At 47.2% G+C, this 22,337-nt stretch carries 19 protein-coding genes, 2 tRNA genes and 1 riboswitch; of the genes, 12 read left to right on the forward strand and 9 right to left on the reverse strand.

The features are described from left to right. Positions 1 to 1,482 carry a carboxylesterase/lipase family protein gene (locus tag MKX36_RS06185; protein WP_340864414.1) on the forward strand — a complete coding sequence of 494 codons (1,482 nt, stop codon included), beginning with the start codon at positions 1 to 3 and terminating at the stop codon, positions 1,480 to 1,482. A 140-nt stretch (positions 1,483 to 1,622) separates the two neighbouring features. Here the strand turns inward: MKX36_RS06185 and MKX36_RS06190 are convergent, their stop codons facing one another. From MKX36_RS06190 to MKX36_RS06215, 6 genes are all read right to left on the reverse strand, one after another. Further along, positions 1,623 to 3,653, reverse strand: a complete 2,031-nt coding sequence (locus tag MKX36_RS06190) for a methyl-accepting chemotaxis protein (protein WP_340864415.1) — start codon at positions 3,651 to 3,653, stop codon at positions 1,623 to 1,625. Between the two features lie 226 nt (positions 3,654 to 3,879). Beyond that, positions 3,880 to 4,827: a DMT family transporter gene (locus MKX36_RS06195; protein ID WP_107734004.1), complete on the reverse strand. Its 948-nt coding sequence runs from the start codon at positions 4,825 to 4,827 to the stop codon at positions 3,880 to 3,882. Between the two features lie 170 nt (positions 4,828 to 4,997). Next, a riboswitch (FMN riboswitch) is annotated at positions 4,998 to 5,142 on the reverse strand. A 124-nt stretch (positions 5,143 to 5,266) separates the two neighbouring features. Then, a complete protein-coding gene (locus MKX36_RS06200; RefSeq protein ID WP_340864416.1) occupies positions 5,267 to 5,959 on the reverse strand; it encodes an ABC transporter permease in 693 nt (230 codons plus the stop codon). Further along, positions 5,952 to 6,875, reverse strand: a complete 924-nt coding sequence (locus MKX36_RS06205) for an ABC transporter ATP-binding protein (protein WP_107734003.1) — start codon at positions 6,873 to 6,875, stop codon at positions 5,952 to 5,954. Before MKX36_RS06205 ends, MKX36_RS06200 begins: the two co-directional genes overlap by 8 nt. A 102-nt stretch (positions 6,876 to 6,977) precedes the next feature. Continuing rightward, complete coding sequence (locus MKX36_RS06210; protein WP_107734002.1) at positions 6,978 to 7,922, reverse strand: sensor histidine kinase; 945 nt, start codon at positions 7,920 to 7,922, stop codon at positions 6,978 to 6,980. A gap of 1 nt (position 7,923) precedes the next feature. Continuing rightward, a complete protein-coding gene (locus MKX36_RS06215; protein WP_090887988.1) occupies positions 7,924 to 8,631 on the reverse strand; it encodes a response regulator transcription factor in 708 nt (235 codons plus the stop codon). 306 nt (positions 8,632 to 8,937) lie between these two features. Between MKX36_RS06215 and MKX36_RS06220 the strand changes: the two genes are divergently transcribed. Then, positions 8,938 to 9,426: a DUF6933 domain-containing protein gene (locus MKX36_RS06220; protein WP_107734000.1), complete on the forward strand. Its 489-nt coding sequence runs from the start codon at positions 8,938 to 8,940 to the stop codon at positions 9,424 to 9,426. 275 nt (positions 9,427 to 9,701) lie between these two features. Then, positions 9,702 to 11,333 carry a formate--tetrahydrofolate ligase gene (locus tag MKX36_RS06225; RefSeq protein WP_107733999.1) on the forward strand — a complete coding sequence of 544 codons (1,632 nt, stop codon included), beginning with the start codon at positions 9,702 to 9,704 and terminating at the stop codon, positions 11,331 to 11,333. 27 nt (positions 11,334 to 11,360) lie between these two features. Here the strand turns inward: MKX36_RS06225 and MKX36_RS06230 are convergent, their stop codons facing one another. Together MKX36_RS06230 and MKX36_RS06235 are read right to left on the reverse strand one after the other, a co-directional pair. Next, positions 11,361 to 13,082 carry an ABC transporter substrate-binding protein gene (locus tag MKX36_RS06230; RefSeq protein ID WP_340864417.1) on the reverse strand — a complete coding sequence of 574 codons (1,722 nt, stop codon included), beginning with the start codon at positions 13,080 to 13,082 and terminating at the stop codon, positions 11,361 to 11,363. A gap of 109 nt (positions 13,083 to 13,191) precedes the next feature. Then, the gene (locus tag MKX36_RS06235; RefSeq protein WP_016821168.1) at positions 13,192 to 14,163 is read right to left on the reverse strand and encodes an ABC transporter substrate-binding protein; all 972 of its coding nucleotides are present in this window, start codon (positions 14,161 to 14,163) and stop codon (positions 13,192 to 13,194) included. Between the two features lie 234 nt (positions 14,164 to 14,397). On the opposite strand from MKX36_RS06235, the gene MKX36_RS06240 reads away from it, so the two are divergent. The 6 genes from MKX36_RS06240 to MKX36_RS06265 all read left to right on the forward strand — a co-directional run bounded on the left by MKX36_RS06240 (position 14,398) and on the right by MKX36_RS06265 (position 21,215). Continuing rightward, positions 14,398 to 15,030: a LysE family translocator gene (locus MKX36_RS06240; protein WP_045244041.1), complete on the forward strand. Its 633-nt coding sequence runs from the start codon at positions 14,398 to 14,400 to the stop codon at positions 15,028 to 15,030. A 110-nt stretch (positions 15,031 to 15,140) separates the two neighbouring features. Further along, positions 15,141 to 16,418 (forward strand): outer membrane lipoprotein-sorting protein, encoded by a 1,278-nt coding sequence (locus MKX36_RS06245; RefSeq protein WP_340864418.1) that lies wholly within the window; start codon positions 15,141 to 15,143, stop codon positions 16,416 to 16,418. Positions 16,419 to 16,685: 267 nt separating this feature from the next. Continuing rightward, entirely contained in the window at positions 16,686 to 17,882 is a 1,197-nt protein-coding gene (gene alr, locus MKX36_RS06250) for an alanine racemase (RefSeq protein ID WP_340864419.1), read from the forward strand. Between the two features lie 293 nt (positions 17,883 to 18,175). Further along, a complete protein-coding gene (locus tag MKX36_RS06255) occupies positions 18,176 to 18,457 on the forward strand; it encodes a CopG family ribbon-helix-helix protein (RefSeq protein ID WP_007429334.1) in 282 nt (93 codons plus the stop codon). 6 nt (positions 18,458 to 18,463) lie between these two features. After that, on the forward strand, positions 18,464 to 18,814 hold the full coding sequence (locus tag MKX36_RS06260) for a type II toxin-antitoxin system PemK/MazF family toxin (protein WP_007429335.1): 351 nt from the start codon (positions 18,464 to 18,466) through the stop codon (positions 18,812 to 18,814). A 178-nt stretch (positions 18,815 to 18,992) separates the two neighbouring features. Beyond that, positions 18,993 to 21,215: a Tex family protein gene (locus MKX36_RS06265; protein WP_031463110.1), complete on the forward strand. Its 2,223-nt coding sequence runs from the start codon at positions 18,993 to 18,995 to the stop codon at positions 21,213 to 21,215. A gap of 103 nt (positions 21,216 to 21,318) precedes the next feature. Here MKX36_RS06265 and cmpA read toward each other — a convergent pair whose 3' ends face one another. Continuing rightward, positions 21,319 to 21,453, reverse strand: coding sequence for a cortex morphogenetic protein CmpA (gene cmpA, locus MKX36_RS06270; protein WP_016821163.1), 135 nt, complete (start codon positions 21,451 to 21,453; stop codon positions 21,319 to 21,321). A 142-nt stretch (positions 21,454 to 21,595) separates the two neighbouring features. Between cmpA and MKX36_RS06275 the strand changes: the two genes are divergently transcribed. The 3 genes from MKX36_RS06275 to MKX36_RS06285 all read left to right on the forward strand — a co-directional run bounded on the left by MKX36_RS06275 (position 21,596) and on the right by MKX36_RS06285 (position 22,318). Further along, positions 21,596 to 22,108: a SprT family protein gene (locus MKX36_RS06275; protein ID WP_340864420.1), complete on the forward strand. Its 513-nt coding sequence runs from the start codon at positions 21,596 to 21,598 to the stop codon at positions 22,106 to 22,108. 44 nt (positions 22,109 to 22,152) lie between these two features. Further along, positions 22,153 to 22,228, forward strand: a tRNA-Asn gene (locus MKX36_RS06280). Between the two features lies 1 nt (position 22,229). Beyond that, positions 22,230 to 22,318 (forward strand) — tRNA-Ser (locus tag MKX36_RS06285). Positions 22,319 to 22,337 lie beyond the last annotated feature (19 nt).

Below are 22,337 nucleotides of genomic sequence, written 5' to 3' on the forward strand. Positions count from 1 at the left end.
ATGGAGAGTAATACAGTACATACTCGTCTAGGTCAATTACGTGGAGAAACGGGGAATGGATATCATGTGTGGAAAGGTATTCCATATGCGCAGCCTCCTGTTGGAAAACTTCGTTTTCACGGACCACAGCCTTTGGAGCCTTGGGAGGGTGTACGGGCTGCGACGAGTTTCGGACCCATCTGTCCGCAACCCATGCCCTCCGCTGAAAGTATGACCGGAAATCTGGTGGAACCGCCGCAGCAGTCTGAGGATTGCTTGTATCTGAACATTTGGACACCGGCTTCGAAGGCTCCTGAGAAGGGACGTCCGGTGCTGGTGTGGATTCATGGCGGTGCCTTTGTCACCGGGTCTGGGATTATACCTTTATATGACGGGGAACGCATGGCGAAGAATGGCAATGTTGTTGTAGTTACGATCAATTATCGGTTAGGACCGTTAGGATTTTTGCATTTGACTCCAAAGGGAAATGGGCTGACCTCAAATGCCGGACTGTTGGATCAAATTGCTGCGCTGGAATGGGTTCGGGATCATATATCTGCCTTTGGCGGCAACCCGGACGAAGTAACGGTGTTCGGTGAATCGGCAGGCGCGATGAGTATTGCCGCTCTATTGGCGATGCCAGCCGCTGAGGGGCTGTTCCAGCGTGCAATTTTGCAAAGTGGAGCATCGCAGGTGTTGCCAGCTGCACAGGCTGAGCAAGTGGCGGCTGTGTATTTGCAGCAACTGGGTGTGGACACTCAGCATCCTGAGCGATTGTTTACGCTGCCGACAGAAGCGCTGATGCTCGCTATGGCCAAAACACATGAAGTCATCGGACCAGGAATGGCGATGATTTATCAACCCGTTGTGGACGGGGTGACCTTGCCAGATGTACCCCTGTCTGCAATCGCCCAAGGTTCAGCAAAACAGGTATCTGTTATGATTGGAACGAACTTGCATGAAGGGAACTATTTTATCCGCAAAGAATCCCATCTGATGAACAAGCTAACAGCACGTCAGGCATTGGAAATGATGACAGGTATGTCCGACATTGGCGACCTGATAGAACCTTTTCCAGTTACTATTGAGGGACAGGCACAAATGTTGACTGATCTCATTTTTTGGCGTCCGGCGTTGGCTCTTGCCGCTGCACAGTCGGTGTATGCATCGGTATGGATGTACCGTTTTGATTGGACACTGCCGGGCCATCCTACCTTTGGACAAGCGGTTCACGGTGCAGAAATTGCTTTTGTTTTCGATAATCTGAAGCTGCTGGGTAAGCTGGGATTAGAGATTCAACCTTCCATGGAGAAGCTTGCTCATGATATGCAGCAGGCATGGGTTGCTTTTGCACGGGATGGGGAGCCTATGCTACCTGAGCGAGCATGGCCGATGTACGACAGGCAACAGCGAGCTACAGCCATTTTTCATCAGGATATTATGGTGGAACATGATCCAGAAGGGGATAGACGCCGCCAGCTAACGGGGCAGATGAGCATATAGGTAAGTACGAGGCATCGTCTAAAGGAATCAACGAAAAAGCCTTCGCCCGTATTTTGTATGCGGGCGAAGGCTTTTGTTAGTAAACAGATACAGTACTGCTGAGCTTTCGTTGGTGAAAATTTCAATAATAGCTGTGGAAGCTAAATCTTAAATCGCTTAACAAGCTCTTGCAGATCCTGTGCCATGTTGGACAACTCCTGTGAGGAAGAGGCGATTTCCTCCATGGCTGCCATTTGCTCTTGAGCGGCAGCAGAGGTTGTCTGCGAACTGTCCGCCGAATTGCGGGATAGGCTTGCCAAATGGGTGACAGTGGCGGAAACTTCCTCTGTACTGGCTGAGATTTGTTCAGCAGCAGCGGACACACTTTGAATTTGTTCCACGATATGAGAAGTAGAGCGTTCAATATTCGTAAAAGCACCTTCTGCATCTTGGCTGATTCGTAATCCTTCACCTACCTGATTACGAACATTACCGTTCATCGTAGCGGTAGAGCGTTGAATCAAATCGAGCATCTGCGTAATGATCTGACTGATGGAATCGGCGCTTGCCTTGGACTGTTCCGACAGCTTGCGTACCTCTATAGCGACTACAGCAAATCCACGTCCAGCTTCGCCTGCTCTGGAGGCTTCAATAGATGCGTTCAGGGACAATAAGTTAGTTTGCTTGGCAATGGCAGCTATAGCCGCATTCATTTGCTTCGCATCGTCCGAGAGCTGGGATAGCTCATCCATCAGGCTAGCCGTTTGGCTTACAGCTTCCAAAATGCGGTCCATTTGTGTCCGCACATGGCTGATCATTTGACTGCCTTGAGCTACGTCCTGCTCGGTTTGTCCTGCTGAATCCACGATGGAGCTTGCCGATTCGGCAATCGTGCTGACACCCTTCGCCATTTCTTCAACAGCATTGGCGGTTTGCTCGGATGCCTCGGCGCTGGTCACTGCATTTTCCGCGGATTCCATAACTGTTTCCGCTACGTGTTGTACGGACTCCGTCGTTTGCTCTGTGCTCTCCTTGATTATCAGGGAAGAGGAAGCAAGACGGGAGGAGGTTTGGTTGACTTCGGAGACCATTGAATGCAAGGAATGCGTCATCTGGTCAAAATTCTGTGCCAGCTCGCCGAACTCGTCCTTTCTAGACAGATTAACACGTTCGGTCAGATTTCCATCACGGACGATCCGTGTTCCTGCTTGCAGCTTTTTGAGTGGGATCAGGAATGAGCGGACCATAAGCACTATGATGATCGCAGCGGCCAGTATGGAAATAACAATTACAATCAGGCTTTGCTTCAGAATCGGTTGGGCTGCATCACTATAATCCTCCAGATCCGATAGTGCAACAATGTTCCAGCCAGTGAGAGGGTCCTTAAGTGTAAAGGCCAGTACGTCCCGATTCATAAATTGAATTTGCGACACGGAAGGAGTATCATTTTCTCCGGTTGCCGCCACTTCGGGAAGTCCCTCCATGGTGTCAGCCGGTTTTTTGCCTGTCTTGGTAAAGGCTGTTCCAGTCCCAGATACAATTTTATGATCAGAATCAACAATGATGAGTCCTCCGCGTTCGCCTATCTTAACAGACTGCAGACTGTCCCCCATCTTGTCCAGATTCAAAGCCAATGCAACAGCCCCTTCACCGTTCTTCAGCGTTGCCGATACATTAACTACTAGGTTCCCTGTCGTAACGCTGGCAACTGGAACACCGACAAATATGTTGCCCTTATGTAGCATCGCGTTTTTGTACCATTTTCTCTCCCTAGGATCATAATCAGCCTCCTTTTTTATCGGAGAACGGATATATTCTCCTTTCGCATTGCCGAGGAGCGCGGCATCTAACTCAGGATGAGCTTTGACGATGTCATCCAACTTTTTCTGAAGGGCTTCTTGGTTGGAACCAATGGAATCAGATTCGATTTCACTGGTAAGCACGTCTACGTCTTTTATAATCGGTGCCACATACTGATTAACATTGCTTCGGATCAGATACAGATTCGTGTTTACGGAAGCAGCCATCTGCTGACTGAGCTGTGTCGTGGCCCCCTGGTAAGAAAAGTATCCAATAAGTACGCTTGGAATCAATAACACAGCCAAAAAAGATATTATTAATTTTGTCCTCATTAAATAAAACTGCCTGAGAAACCTGTTCCACCACGGAACTGTTTGTTTTGCTTTAGTCATCGTTTTTTCTCCTCTGTGTCAGATGATCACTACATAGTTTTATTCGACATAAATCGACTAATTTTATAGATGTAATCTTTAAAAACGAGGAATAGTACACTTTTTTTGAGAAAATAGGTCTTAGGAACTGATGTTAATATGAATATGAATACATAAAAAGCCAAATCAGAGATGCAAAAGCATCTTCACGATTTGGCTTGGATGAGCATGAAAGAAGATTAAGCTATTAATTTTTCTGCTGACGAGAAATCATAAAGAGTGTAATCCAGATCAGCATAAAACCAGTCAATTGCGCTACGGTAACGATTTGCTGGAAAGCGATCCAGTTAATTACGACACCAACCATGGGGAAGCTCAATTCTGCCATCGTAGCATAAGAAGCTTTGGTTGTACTTAAGCCTTTGTAATACAGTAATAAACTCAGAAGACCCGGAAGCAATGCTTGCAGCAGCAAGTTGATCATTACAGCTGCGGCCGCCCATGTACCTGTAGGCATATTCCACGGAGCATGCTCCACCGAGGTGAGAACAATGAGCAGAGGGAGCGCCACCATGAAGCGGAGGGAGGTTACCGTCTCATATTTCATCGAACGAAGCAAGTAGCTACCCATAACGGTCGAACCGCCCCACAGAACCGCTGCACCTAGTGCGAGCAGACTACCAACGTGAACAAAATCATGAACATGCCCAAAGGGAAGCGACCAACCGAAGGTCAAAAGATACGTTCCGAACAGAGCGATGACAATTAATATTCCAAAATGACGCGGTAGCATTTCCTTCAATATAACGCGGGCCAGAATAATAGCAACCAAAGGCTGAAGCTTCTGGAGCAAAAGAACTGCATTCAGATCACCGTTGCTGAGTGCCATGGTGAAAATCACACTGGCCAGTGCCGAGCCGCCCCACGAGACGAACAAAATAGCGAAAACCTGACGAAATCGTATCGTTTTGAGCTCCTCACGATGCTTCCACAGCATCGGCGTCAGAGCGATAAAGAGCAGCACATGCTCCATCAGTACGATTTGTGCTGAGGTGAATGACTTTAACAAAATAATACGAAACAACGGGTCTGCACCCCACAAGGCTGCTCCGATCGCGACTAGCCAAAAACCGCTTTTCATGTGGGAGCTACGATCAAAACCTTTGGATGATAGTACAGTTGATGATTGACTCATACTTATTTAGCTCCTTGCGAATACAGGACCGGTGGCACAAAAACCCCCGTCCATGGCGAAAGCCATGCAAGACGGGGGTTGATCAAATAAACTTGCCGTTTGATACAAGTTAAATGAAGTTACTGCAAAACTATAGCGCAGCATTCATTCACTTTGCGGCATGTTCATACTTCGATCTTCTTCCATCCGGACTTTACCGTCGGCTTTGGCATCTCACCAAATCAGTCCGTATCCTGTTGCCAGATACAGAGTCGCGGGCTTAGCTCCATGAGCCATACCGCCGGTTGGGAATCTCACCCTACCCCGAAGATCCTTATTCCGTTTTTTAATTTCTCCTATAGGATATACCTGTTTTAGAATGAAGTCCAGTGAAAAATGTGTGTATATCTAACAAGGATTTTCATCTTTTTTTGAAAGCGTTCCACTAAAATCTATATTACTAAGCAATATCCTTATACTCAATGCGCCGAATTGCCGCATAAGCCACAATCATTCCCAGCACAGAGAAGCTGATTTGCACGGGGGCAATGGAGCTAAGTGTAGCGCCGTTATTATTGGAGAAAAGCAAGGCTACAACCAGAATTGAGGTCACAATAGTCGTGGGTACTGAGTATCTTCGCATTCCCATATACAGCGGAACCAATCCCATAAAGCTGGCGGCCACGGCATTGATTAGCGTCCGCGCGGATTGTTCGGCCAGTATGGAAAGAGTAAGCTTATCCGGTACAATCATGATAAACTGGTTGAGCAAATGAATCGCAGCCGTAATGATGATTTCCGATATAACAACAGACAAGAACGTAAACAGCAGCACAATCAAGAGTTTGGCGATCATCAGCTTTTGACGATGAATCGGATACATGAACAAGATTGTAATCGATTTGGACTTAAATTCTCCTACAATAAAACGGCATAGCAGAACGGAGGCAAATACAATAAATGTGGCTCTCACCATATTGTCCATGAGATCAAGAAGCTGAGCGTACTGTGTAAATTCGGGTACTCCTTCATTTTGGCTATCCAGCGCAATAATACAGAGCAACCCCAAAATACAGGCGTTGGCGATCAGTGCTGAACGGATATAACCCGCCAGATGAAGCTTTTTCATCTCCAACTGTATTAATCTAAGCATGGGGCTCACCTCCATGTAACAGACGTAAAAAGTAGTCTTCCAGCGTACTGCTTTTCTGATGAATGGAATCGACTTCTACATCATTTAAAATGAGCGTTTTCGTAATTTGCTTCTGCGGTACACTCATATCGTAAATACGTATACTCTGTTCATTGAGTACCTTTATATTATTCAGACTCAGATGATGGGAGAGGACGTAGGCCGCTTTTTTACAATCGTTGGTCGTAAATTCGATGTATTCTGTATTGGTATCCCGTACCTGTTCCATCGAAACTTCCTCAATCAGCCGTCCGTGATTAATCACGCCTATTGTATCCGCAATCTGCTCTATTTCCGCTAAAATATGACTGGATACGAGCAGCGTCATCCCATATTCCTTGCATAACATGTGGAATAACTGCCGAATTTCCTTAATTCCCACTGGGTCCAGACCATTAATTGGTTCATCCAAAATGAGTAGCTCTGGCTTGGTCGCAATGGCTCGGGCAATCCCGAGACGCTGCTTCATTCCTAGTGAAAAGTCTTTTACTGGCTTGTCACCCGCATTCCGCAAGTTCACTAATTCTAGCGCATCCCGGACAGCCTGTTTATTATAATAGCCCATGTATTCACAATGAAGTTCGAGATTTTGCTGAGCCGTCAGTCTATCATAAAAAATCGGGTATTCAATAATCGAACCTATCCGTCCGAGCAGATGATAAGACTGTGGCGTTAGCTTTTCACCGAACAGTTCAATCTCACCCGATGTCGGCTTGAGCAGGTTGGTAATCATTTTCATGATCGTTGTCTTGCCTGCCCCATTGGGACCGAGAAAGCCATAGGTTTCCCCCTTGCGCACATTCATACTGACCCCTGCTATAATTTCATTGCCCTTCATGGCTTTGGTCAGATGATGTGTACGTATTATGTAAGTCATGGGTGTTCTCCCTTCGTATACTGTTGATAATTCAAGAATACAGGGCGAAATGTTCATTTTTCTTTCGTAATCCTTACAAATTTATTAAGTTGAGCAGCTCGCTTAATAGTTGATCTTCTTCAAGGTAAAAGAGAAGACGGTCTGCTCATAAGGTTTGCTGGTCAATTGCATCTCTCCATTCATGCATTCAACCAGGCGCTTGGCAATCGTAAGACCCAGTCCACTGCCCTGTACCGCCTTATTACGGGAATCCTCAAGTGTGTACATGCGTTCAAAAACCTTATCCTGCTCCGGCTCCTGTATGCCTTTTCCACGATCCCACACTTCTATACGCACTGTATCCTGCTGTTCTGACAGCGTCAGGCCTAGCGTTCGACCCTCTGCCCCGTAGCGAATGGCATTTGAAATCAGATTGCTCAGCACCCGCCCAATGGCTCCTTCGTTCCCCAAGGCATAAATGGGATGCTCCGGAATGTCAATATGTACCGTAAAACCCTGAGCCGTCAGCAGATCATAAAACTCCAAAATGCTGCGTCTGCACAGTTCTCCTATCTCCAGTCGGGTCAGTGGAATATCCGTATCGTTGGCTTCCAGCTTCGCCAAACTAAAAAAACTTCCGATCAGCTCAATCGCTTCGCTTGTCTTTTGATGAATTCTGGATAGCAGCTTTATACGTTCTTCTGACGAAATATCTGGATCGCCATCCAGCATTTCGGCATATCCAAGCACAACGGTAAGCGGGGTCTTGAGGTCGTGGGAAATATTCGAAATCATTTTACGCATAGCGATTTGGCCTCGGTTGTAATCGGCTGATACTCTCAGATTTAAGTCTAGTAGTCGGTTAATTTCCGTCATGAGTCGTTGCAGTTCAACATCACCTGTGACATATAGCAGCTTTTCGGCATGATTCACGGTCACGATCCGCTCTAGGGCGGTTCGGATATCCTTTATTTTGCGCTTATGGGATACACGTTCCTGCCAAAGCCATATAATAACGACGGACATCATGAGGACGACAATCCATTCGAAAATGATTTCGATGCTCATATCAACCATTCTCCCATTTGTAGCCGATGCCCCACAGCGTCTTAATGTGGACAGGGTGGGAGGGATCTTCTTCAATTTTCTCACGCAGGCGACGAATATGGACATTAATCACATTCTCATCACCCATATAATCGTCTTTCCAAATAAATCCGTATAGTTGAGCTTTCGTAAATACCCGATTCGGGTTGGATGCAAACAGCTTCAGAATATCGGATTCTTTGGCTGTTAGCTGAATTTCATTTCCATCGCGTATGACTGTAAAATGATCAAAATCAATGCGCAAATTTCCATAGGTCAACACTTGTGCTTGCGGCTGTTCCTCCTGCTGTTGCAGACGGGCATAGGTAGTCGATCGGCGGATCGCGGACTGAATACGAGCTGTCATTTCGAGCATTGAGAAAGGTTTGGCAACATAATCGTCTGCCCCGAAGCCCAGTCCAAGCGCTTTATCCACATCGCTGTCCTTAGCCGACATAATCAGAATTGGCACGGCGCTGCGGGTACGAATTTGCCGGATTACCTCCATACCATCGACCTTCGGCATCATCAGATCCACGAGTACCAGGTCGTAAGTGTGACGTTCAAAGGCAATAAGTCCTTCTTCTCCGTCATAGGCGGTGGTTAAATTGTAGCCCTCCTTGGTGAGTGCTTTGAGCAGCATTTCAGCAATGGATAGATCGTCTTCAATAAGTAAAATATGCTGTGACATAGGTGTGGAACACCCCTAATTTTTAGATTAAGCTCGTGTGACGAACTGTACCTGAATTATATAGAGCGGTGAAGGGGATTTCCATAAAAAATATCCACTAAGAAAACGAAAATGCCCTGGATTGTCCCGAAGGAGCTACGTTCAGCAGTGTCAGGTAATTAATAATTCCCCTATCCTATACTGAAATAGTCTATAATCCGATGTTTGGAATACGGTGTTATAATTTCCGGGGCAAGCCTAATGTGAGAGATTAGGGATGTCAGATCACGAGCTACGGTACAGAACCGTCAATAAAGGAGAGCAATGATGTTTGTTATACGGGGAACACAAAAACTGCTGAAGGAATGGGAGACTGAACCACTTCAAGTTGATATTTATCCGCCTTTGAATAGTTGGCATGCCAGCTTGTTTTTACTGAACCGGAGAAAAAATATTGTGTTTATGCATGATATTTCCCGCTTAAGCGTCACGCTGTTTGGGATTAAAAAATCGCAGTACAAAAACCTGCCGTCTCTTTTTGTACAAACCTTGAAGGAATTAATGATCAGCGAAGGGTTTGATGAACAGATCGTTAAGGCATACATACAGGAAGGCGAGCAGATGCTGGCGACTACGACGAATAGACATAGTGTGATGGTAACCTTAGATGAGATTATATTTATTATGAAGGAACTGGACATGGAGCATGGGTGCGAGCTGGAAAAGAACCAGTGGAATAACCGGATTGTGTTCAAAACGGATCAATACAAGTACCCGATTGATGTTTTTAAGGAACTGCTAGAAAAGCATTATTAAGTAGAGAGTAGTTGAGAGTTTAATTGCTTACATATGGATGGTTTGTAGTCCCAAGCTGTCCTGATTTCTAAAGGATTTCTGCTGATTAGGACATGCCAAAAGAGTATCCTCAAAGTTCCTGCGAGCAGGGGATGCTTTTTTTATAACTCACAGGATAGTCATGCTTGCGATGAAATGAATCATAGCGCAATAAACCGTACACTTTGGTAGAATAAAATGATAAAGGGTTCGACACCATGGGTCAGACTTATAAAACGGGGGGTACATAACGAAAGATGAAGAGGATTATTGATATAGCCAAAGAAGCAGGAATTGAAGAAGAGCATCTGGAGACGTATGGAAAATATAAAGCGAAGCTGAATCCATCTCTGTGGGAACAGTTAAAGGATCGCCCAAATGGAAAGCTGGTGCTGGTTACAGCGATGAATCCCACTCCGGCTGGAGAAGGAAAAACGCTGACAACCATCGGGCTGTCCCAGGCACTCAACGCGATGGGGCATAAAACCGTAGCTGCGCTGCGTGAGCCGTCTCTTGGACCTTGCTTTGGGATGAAAGGTGGAGCCACCGGGGGAGGACAGGCCCAGATTGTTCCGGCGGAAGACATTAATCTGCATTTTACAGGGGATATACATGCGATTTCGGCAGCACATAATTTGCTGGCAGCGATGATTGATAACCATTTGTTCCATGGAAATGCTTTGCGGCTGAAGCCAGACCGAATCGTGTGGAAACGGGCTGTCGATATGAATGACCGGAGCTTGCGAAGTATTGTGACTGGATTGGGGACGGGGAATGGAGCGGTGAGAGAAAGCGGCTTTCTGATTACCTCGGCCTCGGAAGTCATGGCGGTGCTATGCTTAAGTGAAAATATGAACGATCTTAAAGTACGGTTGGGTCGGATGGTGATTGGATATAACGAATCCGGTGAAGCGGTAACAGCAGAGGATCTGCACGCGGTGGAAGGAATGGCTGTGCTGCTTCGGGAAGCATTAAAGCCTAATCTAGTGCAGACGTTGGAAGGCACTCCGGTTATTGTGCATGGTGGACCTTTTGCTAATATTGCCCATGGATGTAGCAGTCTGATCGGTACAAAGCTGGCGTTGAAGCTGGGAGAGGTCGTCGTCACAGAGGCGGGATTTGGGGCTGAGCTGGGAGCGGAAAAGTTCTTTGACATCAAGTGCCGCCAGTCCGGCTTGCAGCCAGATGCGGCTGTGCTGGTTGTAACCGCCAAAGCGCTGAAATATAACGGCGGTGTAGCTAAACATGAGCTGGATGCGGAAAATTTGGAGCAATTGCAACTCGGATTAGCCAATATGAGCCGACATGTACGGAATTTGCAAAAGTTTGGTGTGCCTGTATTGGTAGCGATTAACCATTTTGTAACAGATAGCGAAGCCGAGTTGGATTTGATTTTCTCAGAATGCCGCAAGCTGGGTGTACCTGCAGAGCTTTCACAAGTATGGGCGCAGGGAAGCCAAGGGGGAGAAAAATTGGCCCAAAGCCTGCTGAACTTACTTCAGAAGGACAAAGCCCATTTTGCGCCGCTATATGATCATACGCTTGATTTACAAGCGAAAATTAGTGTCATTGCCAAGGAGATTTACGGTGCGGCAGAGGTGGCTTACACGCCTGCAGCCAAACGGGCGTTGGCTGGTATGGAGCAGCTTGGTTTTGGACAACTGCCTGTATGTATGGCCAAAACGCCGTATTCTTTCTCAGATCAACCTTCCTTGCTAGGTGCGCCGGAGGGGTTCACCATTCACGTGTCCAGCGTATCATTGTCCGCAGGCGCAGGCTTTGTAGTCGTGGAAACAGGTAATACCATGACGATGCCAGGATTGCCCAAATCTCCAGCAGCTGAGCATATGTCGCTGGAGGCAGATGGGACTATTCAAGGACTCATGTAGCTTTTGAAAAATAGCAGCATTTCAGCATCAATGAACGAGCAGTTTGGGCAGTGCAGTGAGCAGCTTTTGCCGAGTCATGGCATCGCTCCAGTTCCAGCGGTCTGCTTCTACGAAATATACCTGGCCTTGACGCACAGCAGGGAGGCTATGCCAGAGAGGGCTGTTGAGCATGCATTCCAGCGTATGCTTGGAGTCTGGTGCCGTAGGGACGAGCATAAATATGCGATCGCCAGCGTAATCAGGCAATTCGTTTGGATTAATTTCTGCGAAGCCCAGTCCCTCATCAAGCATCTTTTGGATTGGCTCGACAGGCTGGAAGCCGTGCGGGTGGTAGAGGGCCGATGAGAATCCGGACATGCCCATGACAAAGAGCCGATCGCCATGGTCGAAGATAAAAACAGAGGCGGTTTCTCCGGCTGTGATATGCGTGCTGAGCTGCTGCCACATCGCCAGATTACGAGCGGTGAAGGTCGCTAACCAGCGTTCGGCCTCTTGTTCCTTATCGAGCCAGGCGCCAAGTGTACGCAGTCGTTCCTCCAGGGCGGCAAAGGAGTTGAAGGTGAGGGTGGGCGCGATGCTTGCAATACGCTCGTATTCCTGTTCATCCGAGTTGGCGATGATAATCAGATCAGGATCAAGAGCGCTGGTCAAGCGGGTATCCAGCGGAAGTCCCACGTCAGTTACGTTCTCAAGACGATGCTTATAGACGCTGTATTCACTGAGCCGCAGGCTTCCGCCGATGGCTGTGGCTCCTAACGCGAGCAAATCGCCCATCGTTTCTCCGTGATAGATGATGCGGCTCGCTCGACGAGGGATATGAATATGGTGGCCAGTCCAATCCTTAACGCACACAGAACTGGGAGCGGAAAGCGCATATTTACCCGGCGGAACCCCGGTTATTTGCCTAAAACGCCGATTAAAATAATATTCGTCAGAGAAACCCACCTGACGGGCAATTTCACGTAAAGGCCGTTTGCATTCCAGCAGCAGCCGCTTGGCATGGTTCAAGCGCAGCTCAGTGAGGTAATGCAACGGCTTTTTGCCCGTTATTTTGCGAAACAACTGGGAGTATTGCCATATGGAAACGTTGGCCTGTTCGGCAAGCTGCTTGACGGTAATAGGCTTTTCGTAGTGGTTTTCCATATATGCAAGGGTGCTTTCCACCGATGAAGGCAATGTCGGATTAAAGGCCTCGTTATGCTTAATAGGGACGTGGGCTTCCTGCCACAGTAAGAGCAGCTCTTGAAACATGATTTGCTGACGCAATGCAGTGGTTTGTCTATGCGGCTGTATTGTTTGTTGGGTGCTATAAAATAACTCTTCGGCCAACTGAATAGGCTTGAAGGAAGAGGAAACGATGTATTCACGCGGTTCTGGCAGGACAGATCCGTGATATATGGATGGCATGCCCGTTGCGTTTTCAACCAAGGTCGCGTCCGATTGTGGCTCCAACGGCATGGTAATGACCTTGAACGTGATTTTGTAGTATTCAGGAACAGTTCCATCCAAGGGAGCGATGCGATAGGATTCGCCAGGAGTTAACCAATACCCATGACCTGAATGGAATACATATTGTTCTTGACCCACATCCACCCTACCAGCCCCGCCGATGAACATAAGCAGACAGTGATCGGAATTTGATTGAGATATTAGTCCAACGGTAGGCTCACTAACCAACACAATTCCTTTAAAATGAAAAAGCAGTGTGTTGGGTGGAGGTGAATTTACAGACGACGAAGGCTGATTCACGGTGTAAAGCTCCTTTTACTGAGAATGGTTATCATATATGCATAAGTATACCTCCTTTAGGTTCAACAAAAAAGAAGCCTATCAACAAGGACGATAGGCTTCTCCAATCTTATTTTATGAGCTTGGGCAATTCCTCCAGCAACCATTCCCGAGTAGATGCATCACTTTCGGTTTTGCCAATGTCCTGCATGTACACATGTCCCTGCTTGACAGCAGGGAGCTGAAGCCACAGCTTGCTTTTCATTAATTGTTCGGTGGATTGCTGGGCTTCTGAACTTGGAGTGCTTAGTATGAAAATCCGATCTCCAGCGTATTGTCCGATTACTTCCTGTGATAATTGCACGAATCCTTTGTCCTCATCCAGCGCTTTCTGAATAAGAGGAGTAGGCTTGAGACCATTCTCTTCATATAGTATCTGTGACAGGCCTGTCCGTGCCATGACGAACAAACGGTCACCGGGATAGTAGGTAAAGACCGAAGCTGTTTCACCCGACTTAACACCTTGCGCATGAAGTTTGGTCCACATCTCTGCTTCCTTGATTTTATATTGGGCAAGCCAGTCCTCAGCAGCCTTTTTCTTGTTCACAATGTCTCCGAGATGTAGCAAACGATCGTTCAGTGGAGCGAAGGTATCGAACATAATTGTAGGTGCAATTTTCGTTAACGCTGCGTATTGTTTTTCATCCGTATCGGCGGTGATGATTAGGTCTGGTTGTAGAGCCAATGTTTTTTCTAAATCAATGGGAAATCCTAGGTCCGATACATTCTGAACTTTTTTCTCATATATCTTTCCCTCGATCATAGAAGTCGATGTACCAACAGCCTGTACGCCTAAAACCAATAGATCCCCATAGTTTTCTCCGAAGTAAGCAATGCGCCCAGGAGTCGTGGGAATGTTTACTGTATGACCCTTGTAGTCTGTGTAGGCACGAGTTGTGGCAGCTTCCGAGGTTGTAGATGCTGTTGTGTTGCTGCTTGCAGTCTGCTTATCAGATGCGCCGCATCCTAGTAGCAATGCCCCCATAAGAGAGAATAGACAGATCAGAGCAGTGTATTGCCGAGTAGATTTTTTGTTGGTCATAGCAGCCTCCGTATAATATAATAGTTCATAAATTTGCAAATGAGAATTATTATCACAAAAGCAATGATAAGTGCTGGAACCTCAATACTCAATGGACAAACTTGGTCAATGAATCCGATTTTGTACAAAATAAGTCTCATGTGTTTTAAGCTCATACAGGCTTCAACATTTTATTGATTTGTCATTTTTTATAATATAGAATAACGTTTTTATACATTTGAAAGGGGTTTTGAAATGGCATTGTTTATTACATATGTTTTACTAGGTTTCTCCATAGCATTACCTGTAGGTACCATTACGGTTGAAATGACGAAGCAAGGGCTAAAGAATGGATTTATGCATGGATGGATTGTGGGGCTCGGGGGGATGACCATCGATTTGTTATTAATCATTGGTTTATATTTTGGTCTGGCCTCTGTTCTGTCCTTACCTGTTGTACAGGTGATCATGTGGCTCGTTGGAGCCATATTTCTGTGCTACGTGGGGTACGACAGCATTAAAAATGCGGATCATGATATTGCACTAGAAGGAGAGAAAAAGACGAAATCATTATTTTCTTCCTATAAAAATGGGCTGCTTGTAGCTGTTTCACCAGGGAATTTAGTGTTCTGGGTAAGTGTTTTTGGGACTGTGCTGGCAAGTTCATTTGATCGGTCAAATACAAGTCAATTTTTGATTGTTGGTTTAGGTATTTTGTTTGGTATTCTTATCCATGATTTAGGCTTGATGACCCTCGTAGCGACAACACGAAAAGCCATGAACAGAACCGCCATCAAGTGGGTTACAATCTGTGCCGGTGTGGTTTTGGTTGGTTTTTCGGTTTATTTCCTGTATGAATTTATGATCAGTCTTCAAAAGATTTTATAGCATTACACAAGGATACGCTCAAGCTTGTCATGCCAGTCTGCATAAATCGAACAAGTCCTTCATAGACATGTACTAATTCATTTAAAACATGTGCTGAAGGGGTTGATGACATGCGCCGGATTTCATGGATGCTTGCCATGGTCATGTGTGTAACGTTGCTGCTGGCCGGGTGCGGCAAGAAGAGCGCAGACGATGTGGTTAAAGATTTGAGTGACGTGGTGAGCGACCTGAACAGCTACCACGGTACAGCTTTGATGACGCTGCATACCGGCGACACGCCGCAGGAATACAAGGTGGATATTTCCTATCGCAAGCCGTCCTATTACCGAATTGCCATGACGAACGAGAAAAAGGATGTTACGCAAATCGTGCTTCGTAATGATGAGGGTGTATTTGTACTGACCCCCAGCCTGAACAAGAGTTTCCGTTTCAAAAGCGACTGGCCAAACAATCAGGGTCAGGTATATTTATATGAAACGCTGGTTCGCAGCATTATCGGTGATGCCTCCCGTCAGTTGGCTACCGACGATAAATCGTATGTGTTTGATGTGGCCGCGAACTACAACAGCCATGCGCTGGTAAGGCAAAAGATTTGGCTATCCAAAAACAACTATGCCCCTACTCAGGTACAAGTATCTGATGCGAATGCCAAGGTGGTTGTCGATCTGAAATTCGATCAATTCGCTTTTGATACGAAGTTTGACAAGGATTCTTTTGATATGGAGCGGAACATGGCTTCCGGAAAAACGAATGCAGGTAGCGAGGGATCGCCATCTTCAGGGGCAGTGGATTCCAGCGGTCCGCTTGATACGACCGGTACGTTAGAAGGGACGACTGGCGTGACGTCCGGTGAAGCCGGACAAGAGCAGGAAACCGTAGGGGACGATGTCCAGCAACCGTCTGGTGAAGCGAAGAGCGACGGAGCTGTCACTGGCGATACGTCCAAGCCGCAAGCAGCAGCTAACGCAGAGGAGCAGCAACAGACACCGGGCACAGCGGATGCTGCAACTGGAACGTCAGCGGGAACGGATGCCGCAGAAGCTGTGTTGGGTGAGTTCGGCTTGATTGAACCGTCCTACACGCCAGCCGGAGTACAAATCAAGGATACGCCGGAGCTGGAGGATAATGGTACACATGCAGTGATGCTGCGGTACAGCGGAACGTATAACTATACCATTGTGGAGGCGCGTCCAAAAGATCGGGCGGTCGCATTGACGGCAGGCGAACTGGTTGATATTGGAGGAAGTTTTGCCGTGCTGACAGGAAGTGAACAGCAGACGATGACCTGGATGAATGATGGAATAGAGTTCAGAATCACCAGTGCTGACTTGCCTGTGAACGAAATGATACAAATTGCCGCTTCTATACAGGAACAATCGGGTAAATAAAATTTTATAGACGGATGCAGACGGTCTAGAGTGTAAAATGCTCTGCTACCGCCCGTATCCGTCTTTTGTTCATTCGCAGTCTAAGATGTGCATCGCTTGTATATCTTGTTCTATTGTAAAGATGGTAGAGGAGGCTGGCAGAGCCCCCTGCCATTGACAGCCACGTCTCTGAACATTACCATTAACCTTTGGAAGCAAGGATTTTGCTATATCCAAAATGGTAAAAGGTTACGTTACAGGCTAACAATTGAAGAAGGTGACTGGATTTTGCAAGCACAATACAGATCGACCCGGGCCGAAATCAACCTGGATCACCTTGGCGCCAACTATGAGGCCTTTCGCAAGGCATTGCCTGCGGATAAGCTGATGCTGGTCTGTGTCAAGGCTAATGCCTACGGTCACGGTGCCGTAGAAATTTCAAAGGAAATGGAACGCCTTGGTGCGGATTATTTGAGCGTCGCTTTTCTGGATGAGGCTCTGGAGCTTCGTCATGCGGGGGTTGGACTGCCGATCCTTGTACTCGGCTATACCTCACCTGAAGCTGTCCAAACAGCTTGGGAGCATGATATCTCATTGACTGTGTTTAGTGAGGAAGTGCTGGAGGGTATCCGCAGATTGGATCGCCAAGGAAGCGAACGCAAGCTGAAGGTGCACATCAAAATAGACAGCGGTATGGGAAGACTCGGTTTGCTGCCTGGAGAAACAGCTTTGGCTTTTGTCCGGCAGGTTCACGAATTAGAGCAGGTGCTGCTGGAAGGCATGTACACCCATTTTGCCCGTGCGGATGAAGAAGATAAAAGCTATACACTGCTACAATATGATCGGTTTCGGGGCGTGGCGGATGCGCTAAGGGAACAAGGTATTTCTATTCCCATTATACATACGGGCAACAGCGCGGCCACCATTGATACCCCTTCCCTTTCCCCCAATATGGTGCGGATTGGCATCAGTATATACGGTCTGTATCCGTCTGATGAGGTTAACCGGCAAGTCATTGAACTGTTGCCTGTATTGTCATTAAAGACGGCGGTGGTTTATACCAAGACGCTTCCTCCCGGCTGGGGGGTTAGCTACGGCACCCGGTATGTGACCTCTAGTGAAGAGCGGATCGGCACACTGCCAATTGGTTATGCGGATGGATACTCCCGCATGCTAAGTGGGAAGGTCGAAGTGTTGATACGCGGTCGTCGCGTCCCTGTACTCGGTACGATTTGCATGGACCAGTGTATGGTATCCTTACAATCTTTCGCAGAGGATGCGGAAGAAATCCAAACCGGCGAAGAGGTTGTTCTCATCGGCCAGCAGTCCGGCGAAATCATTGCGGCGGATGAGCTGGCATCCAAGCTTGGTACAATCCACTACGAGGTGATCTGCATGATCGCAGACAGGGTACCGCGTGTTTACATGCGAGATCATGTTCCTGTCGTTCGGGTGAACTCGCTTCTTCCAACCCACTGGAATTAATTTCATAACGCAAATTACCGGATAAAAGCAGGAGTTTTCGTAGAACGCCCCGAAATATGTACAAAGGAAAGAAAAGAGCGCTATAACTGTCAAAAGACGCACTAGGCTCCGCTGACACTTGTATTTCGGGGATCAAACGCCTGTACGAAAACGAACTGCGTAGTTTATAATGGAATGCAGCATAGATGATATACGCATATCATATACATTCTCTTATATTCCGTTTGAATAAATTACCGGGAATAACGTTATAATGGTACAATGGCGACAAGGTTTTGGGGGTGGAAGAGAAGTTGGCCAATTTGCAGAACACCAAAAGAATAATGATCAGTTTGCCAGATCATCTCTTGCAGGAAGTGGACGGGATCGTAGCTATGGAGAATTCCAACCGCAGTGAATTTATCAGGCAGGCAATGAAGCTTTATGTAGGTGAACGTAAAAAACGTTACATTCGTGAAGCTATGCAGCGTGGATACATGGAAATGGCTAAAATTAACCTGACCATGGCATCTGAAGCCTTTCACGCGGAGGAAGATGCAAACAGCACCTTGGGCCGTACAGTTAGCGGGGTGTAATCCATATTGATCGTAAAGCGCGGCGACGTTTTTTTTGCAGACCTTTCACCCGTAGTCGGTTCCGAGCAAGGTGGCGTCAGACCTGTGCTGATCATTCAAAATGATATCGGCAACCGGTTTAGCCCTACCGTGATCGTAGCAGCCATCACAGCACAGATTCAGAAGGCAAAGCTGCCTACACACGTGGAAATCGACGCGGCGACGCATGGCTTTGATCGTGATTCTGTTGTTCTACTGGAGCAAATCCGGACGATCGACAAGCAAAGGCTTACCGACAAAATCACCCATTTGGATGAAGAAACCATGCGCAAAGTGAGCGATTCGCTACAGATCAGTCTCGGTTTGATTGATTTTTAGTATGATGGAACGACGAGTGAAACGGGAAAGGACAGCGCTCTAGCGCTGTCCTTTTGCATGTCCGAAGAAAAATACACGTAAGGCTTGCTTTTACGTCACCTGCTGGCGCTTTGAATCATTTTTTGTGATAATAAAAGACATGATGTATGACAAGAGCTGTGAGGAAGAAGGGATAGGTTTGTCTAACGAGGAAATGAAGACGGAAATTGGGCAGGAGCCGAACGAAGCAGAACGCCAAGAACGGATTGTCAAACAAGTGGCGAGAGAGCTGTCGCTGGCACTCAAGCAAATCCGGACAACGATCAGTTTATTGGATGAAGGGAATACAATTCCTTTTATCGCGCGTTATCGTAAGGAAATGACAGGAGAGCTGGATGAAAATCAGCTGCGTGAAATTGAAGATCGTGTGCTGTATTTACGTAATCTGGAGGATCGTAAGGTAGAGGTCATCCGCATTATTGATGAACAGGGCAAGCTGACTGAAGAGCTGCAGGCTGCTATCACCTCTGCGGTTAAACTTCAGGAAGTGGAAGATCTATACCGTCCATATCGGCAAAAGCGCAAGACTCGCGCCAGTGTGGCAAAGGAACGGGGGTTGGAGCCGCTATCCATCTGGATTTGGGGTCAGCCGAAGCAGGGTGATGCTTTGAAAGAAGCTGAATCCTATGTGAATGCTGAGCTGGGAGTCGAAACCCCTGAGGCAGCTATCCAAGGAGCTATGGATATTTTGGCCGAAAATATAGCTGATGATGCGGCTATTCGCCAATGGGTGCGCCGTTATACGCTGGATCATGGGATGCTGACCTCTGAAGCGAAGGATACCGAGCAAGAGTCTGTGTATGAGAATTACTATAGCTATCGTGAGCTGGCTAAGAAAATGCCACCTCACCGTATTCTGGCGATTAATCGCGGAGAGCGGGAAGGCATTCTTAAGGTTGGTTTGGAGGTAGCACCGGATTCCATCTACAATTATGTGGCAGGTCAAGTGATTAAAGGATCGTCTGTGGTGGAAGACCTGCTGCGCAGTGTCATTGAGGATGCGTATAAAAGACTTATCGCGCCATCTATCGAACGTGAAGTGCGCGCTGAAATGACAGAGAAGGGCGAACAGCAGGCCATCTCTATCTTTGCAGGCAATTTGCGCAGCCTGTTGCTACAGGCTCCGATCAAGGGGCGTCGTGTGCTTGGAGTCGATCCGGCCTATCGGACAGGCTGCAAGCTGGCAGTTGTCGATGACACAGGCAAGCTGCTGGAAGTGGCTGTGACATATCCAACACCGCCGAACAACAAGAAACGTGAGGCTGCCGAAACTTTCAAGCAGCTGATTGCCAAATATGACATCGAGTTGATTGTCATTGGTAACGGAACCGCATCACGCGAGACAGAGCAATTCGTAGCCGAAGTCATCGCGGATATCGGTGATAACAGCCTCGCGTATCTGATCGTCAATGAGGCAGGTGCGAGCGTATACTCTGCCTCTAAGCTGGCACAGGAAGAATTTCCTGATTTGGACGTAGCTGAGCGTAGTGCGGCGTCCATCGCGCGTCGTGTGCAGGACCCGCTGGCTGAGCTGGTCAAGATTGAACCGAAGGCTATTGGTGTAGGTCAATACCAGCATGATGTGTCGCAGAAACATCTGGATGAGAGCTTGAAGGACGTTGTGGAATCGGCTGTTAACCATGTCGGTGTGGATGTGAACACGGCTTCCTCGGCGCTGTTGTCTTACGTAGCAGGGATCAACGCGACCATTGCTAAAAACATCGTGAAGTACCGTGAGGAAAACGGTAAATTCAGCAACCGTCGTCAGTTGCAGAAGGTGCCGCGTCTTGGCGCAAAAACCTACGAGCAATCCGTTGGCTTTATCCGTATACCGGGTGGAGAAAATCCACTGGATCGCACACCGATTCACCCTGAATCGTATGCTGTCGTAGACCGTCTGTTGGCGGAGCTAGGTATCAGTGCCCATGATCTGGGTTCTAAAGTTGCAACAGAAGCGCTGAATGTGTCTAATATTGATCAGCTGGCTGCGAAGCTGGAAGTTGGTGTACCAACATTGCGGGATATTTTGGACAGCCTCCAGCGACCAGGTCGTGACCCGCGCGACGAGTTGCCATTGCCTGTATTCCGCAAGGATGTGTTGAAGATCGAGGATCTGGCACCGGGTATGGAACTTCAGGGAACGGTCCGCAATGTCATTGATTTCGGTGCATTTGTGGATATCGGTATTAAAAGTGACGGGTTGGTTCATATTTCACAGCTGCGCAGTGGTTTTGTTAAGCATCCGATGGATGTTGTATCTGTTGGTGATAACGTAACCGTGTGGGTGTTGAATGTTGATTTGAAAAAAGGCAGGGTAGGTCTGACTATGAAACCTCCCGCAGATGCGCAGTCACAGGCATAGTGCTTTAAATAAAGCTGTATAACCTTTTGTGAGAGTAAAAAAAGCCGGAATCTCCGAATCATATTGGAGACTCCGGTTTTTCATTTCTGGAACTTTTCTGCTTCTACCCGTTGTTGGCGTCAAATTCTATACCAGGTGCTTTATGATAAAAAAACCAACAATCGTTCAACAGTTTAATTTGGCGTCGGTCCTTCTTGTAAAAGGCCCGCATGAGCTGGTTGCTGAGCCATTGAGGCAAGCCGATCTCCTCCTCTGCGTTACATCTGTATGTTTAGCATATGGGGTGGATACCTAAAGTGTGCTTATGAACCAGGGTTAGACTTCGGCCGTCATTTTATAATATGCTTGTCAGTATGAAGCAAAGGAGGGAAACCATAAGGATGGAGTCCAAGTCTCTGAGCAATTCAATGAACCCTTCCATGAGTAATAAAGAACTTCAAGAATGGGTAGAGCGCATCTCGCTGGAGAGCTTTGGCGTGCCGTTTCAACATCAAGCCACCTTTAATGCGCGCCTGTCTTCTACAGGCGGTCGATATTTTATGAAAAGTCATCATATTGAAATTAATCCACATCAACTCGCGGCTTATGGACATTCTGAGGTGGAAAAAATTATAAAGCATGAGCTGTGCCATTATCATCTACATCTGCGCGGAATGGGCTACCAGCATCGCGATGCTGATTTCAAAGCATGGCTGGCTCGCGTAGGAGGAAGCAGGCATTGTCAGACCCTACCGGGAAGAGTTGGAAGAAAGCCTCAGCCTTATCGTTACAAGCTAGTGTGTGTTTCCTGTCAACAGGAGTATATGCGTAAGCGTAAAATGAATCCACAGCGATATCGCTGTGGGAAATGTGGAGGTAAACTTCGCTTGTTGGCACTTGACGAGGCCCCCTGATTCATGGTAAATTAACCATACTGTATGATAATTTACAGTAATATTCCCTGATAGCTCAGTTGGTAGAGCACTCGACTGTTAATCGAGTTGTCACAGGTTCGAGTCCTGTTCGGGGAGCCATGGAGAGATACCCAAGTGGCTATAAGGGGACCCTCTGCTAAGGGGTTAGACTGCGTAAGCGGTGCGAGGGTTCGAATCCCTCTCTCTCCGTTGGTATTTCAAACAGAAA

The sequence above is a fragment of the Paenibacillus sp. FSL W8-0439 genome, from assembly GCF_038008995.1.
Classification (GTDB): Bacteria; Bacillota; Bacilli; order Paenibacillales; family Paenibacillaceae; genus Paenibacillus; species Paenibacillus polymyxa.

Excerpts from the sequence above, each read along its gene's own strand:
- MKX36_RS06185 (WP_340864414.1), top strand. The coding sequence starts at position 1 with ATGGAGAGTAATACAGTACATACTCGTCTAGGTCAATTACGTGGAGAA.
- MKX36_RS06190 (WP_340864415.1), bottom strand. The coding sequence starts at position 3,653 with ATGACTAAAGCAAAACAAACAGTTCCGTGGTGGAACAGGTTTCTCAGG.
- MKX36_RS06195 (WP_107734004.1), bottom strand. The coding sequence starts at position 4,827 with ATGAGTCAATCATCAACTGTACTATCATCCAAAGGTTTTGATCGTAGC.
- MKX36_RS06200 (WP_340864416.1), bottom strand. The coding sequence starts at position 5,959 with ATGCTTAGATTAATACAGTTGGAGATGAAAAAGCTTCATCTGGCGGGT.
- MKX36_RS06205 (WP_107734003.1), bottom strand. The coding sequence starts at position 6,875 with ATGACTTACATAATACGTACACATCATCTGACCAAAGCCATGAAGGGC.
- MKX36_RS06210 (WP_107734002.1), bottom strand. The coding sequence starts at position 7,922 with ATGAGCATCGAAATCATTTTCGAATGGATTGTCGTCCTCATGATGTCC.
- MKX36_RS06215 (WP_090887988.1), bottom strand. The coding sequence starts at position 8,631 with ATGTCACAGCATATTTTACTTATTGAAGACGATCTATCCATTGCTGAA.
- MKX36_RS06220 (WP_107734000.1), top strand. The coding sequence starts at position 8,938 with ATGTTTGTTATACGGGGAACACAAAAACTGCTGAAGGAATGGGAGACT.
- MKX36_RS06225 (WP_107733999.1), top strand. The coding sequence starts at position 9,702 with ATGAAGAGGATTATTGATATAGCCAAAGAAGCAGGAATTGAAGAAGAG.
- MKX36_RS06235 (WP_016821168.1), bottom strand. The coding sequence starts at position 14,163 with ATGACCAACAAAAAATCTACTCGGCAATACACTGCTCTGATCTGTCTA.
- MKX36_RS06240 (WP_045244041.1), top strand. The coding sequence starts at position 14,398 with ATGGCATTGTTTATTACATATGTTTTACTAGGTTTCTCCATAGCATTA.
- MKX36_RS06245 (WP_340864418.1), top strand. The coding sequence starts at position 15,141 with ATGCGCCGGATTTCATGGATGCTTGCCATGGTCATGTGTGTAACGTTG.
- MKX36_RS06275 (WP_340864420.1), top strand. The coding sequence starts at position 21,596 with ATGGAGTCCAAGTCTCTGAGCAATTCAATGAACCCTTCCATGAGTAAT.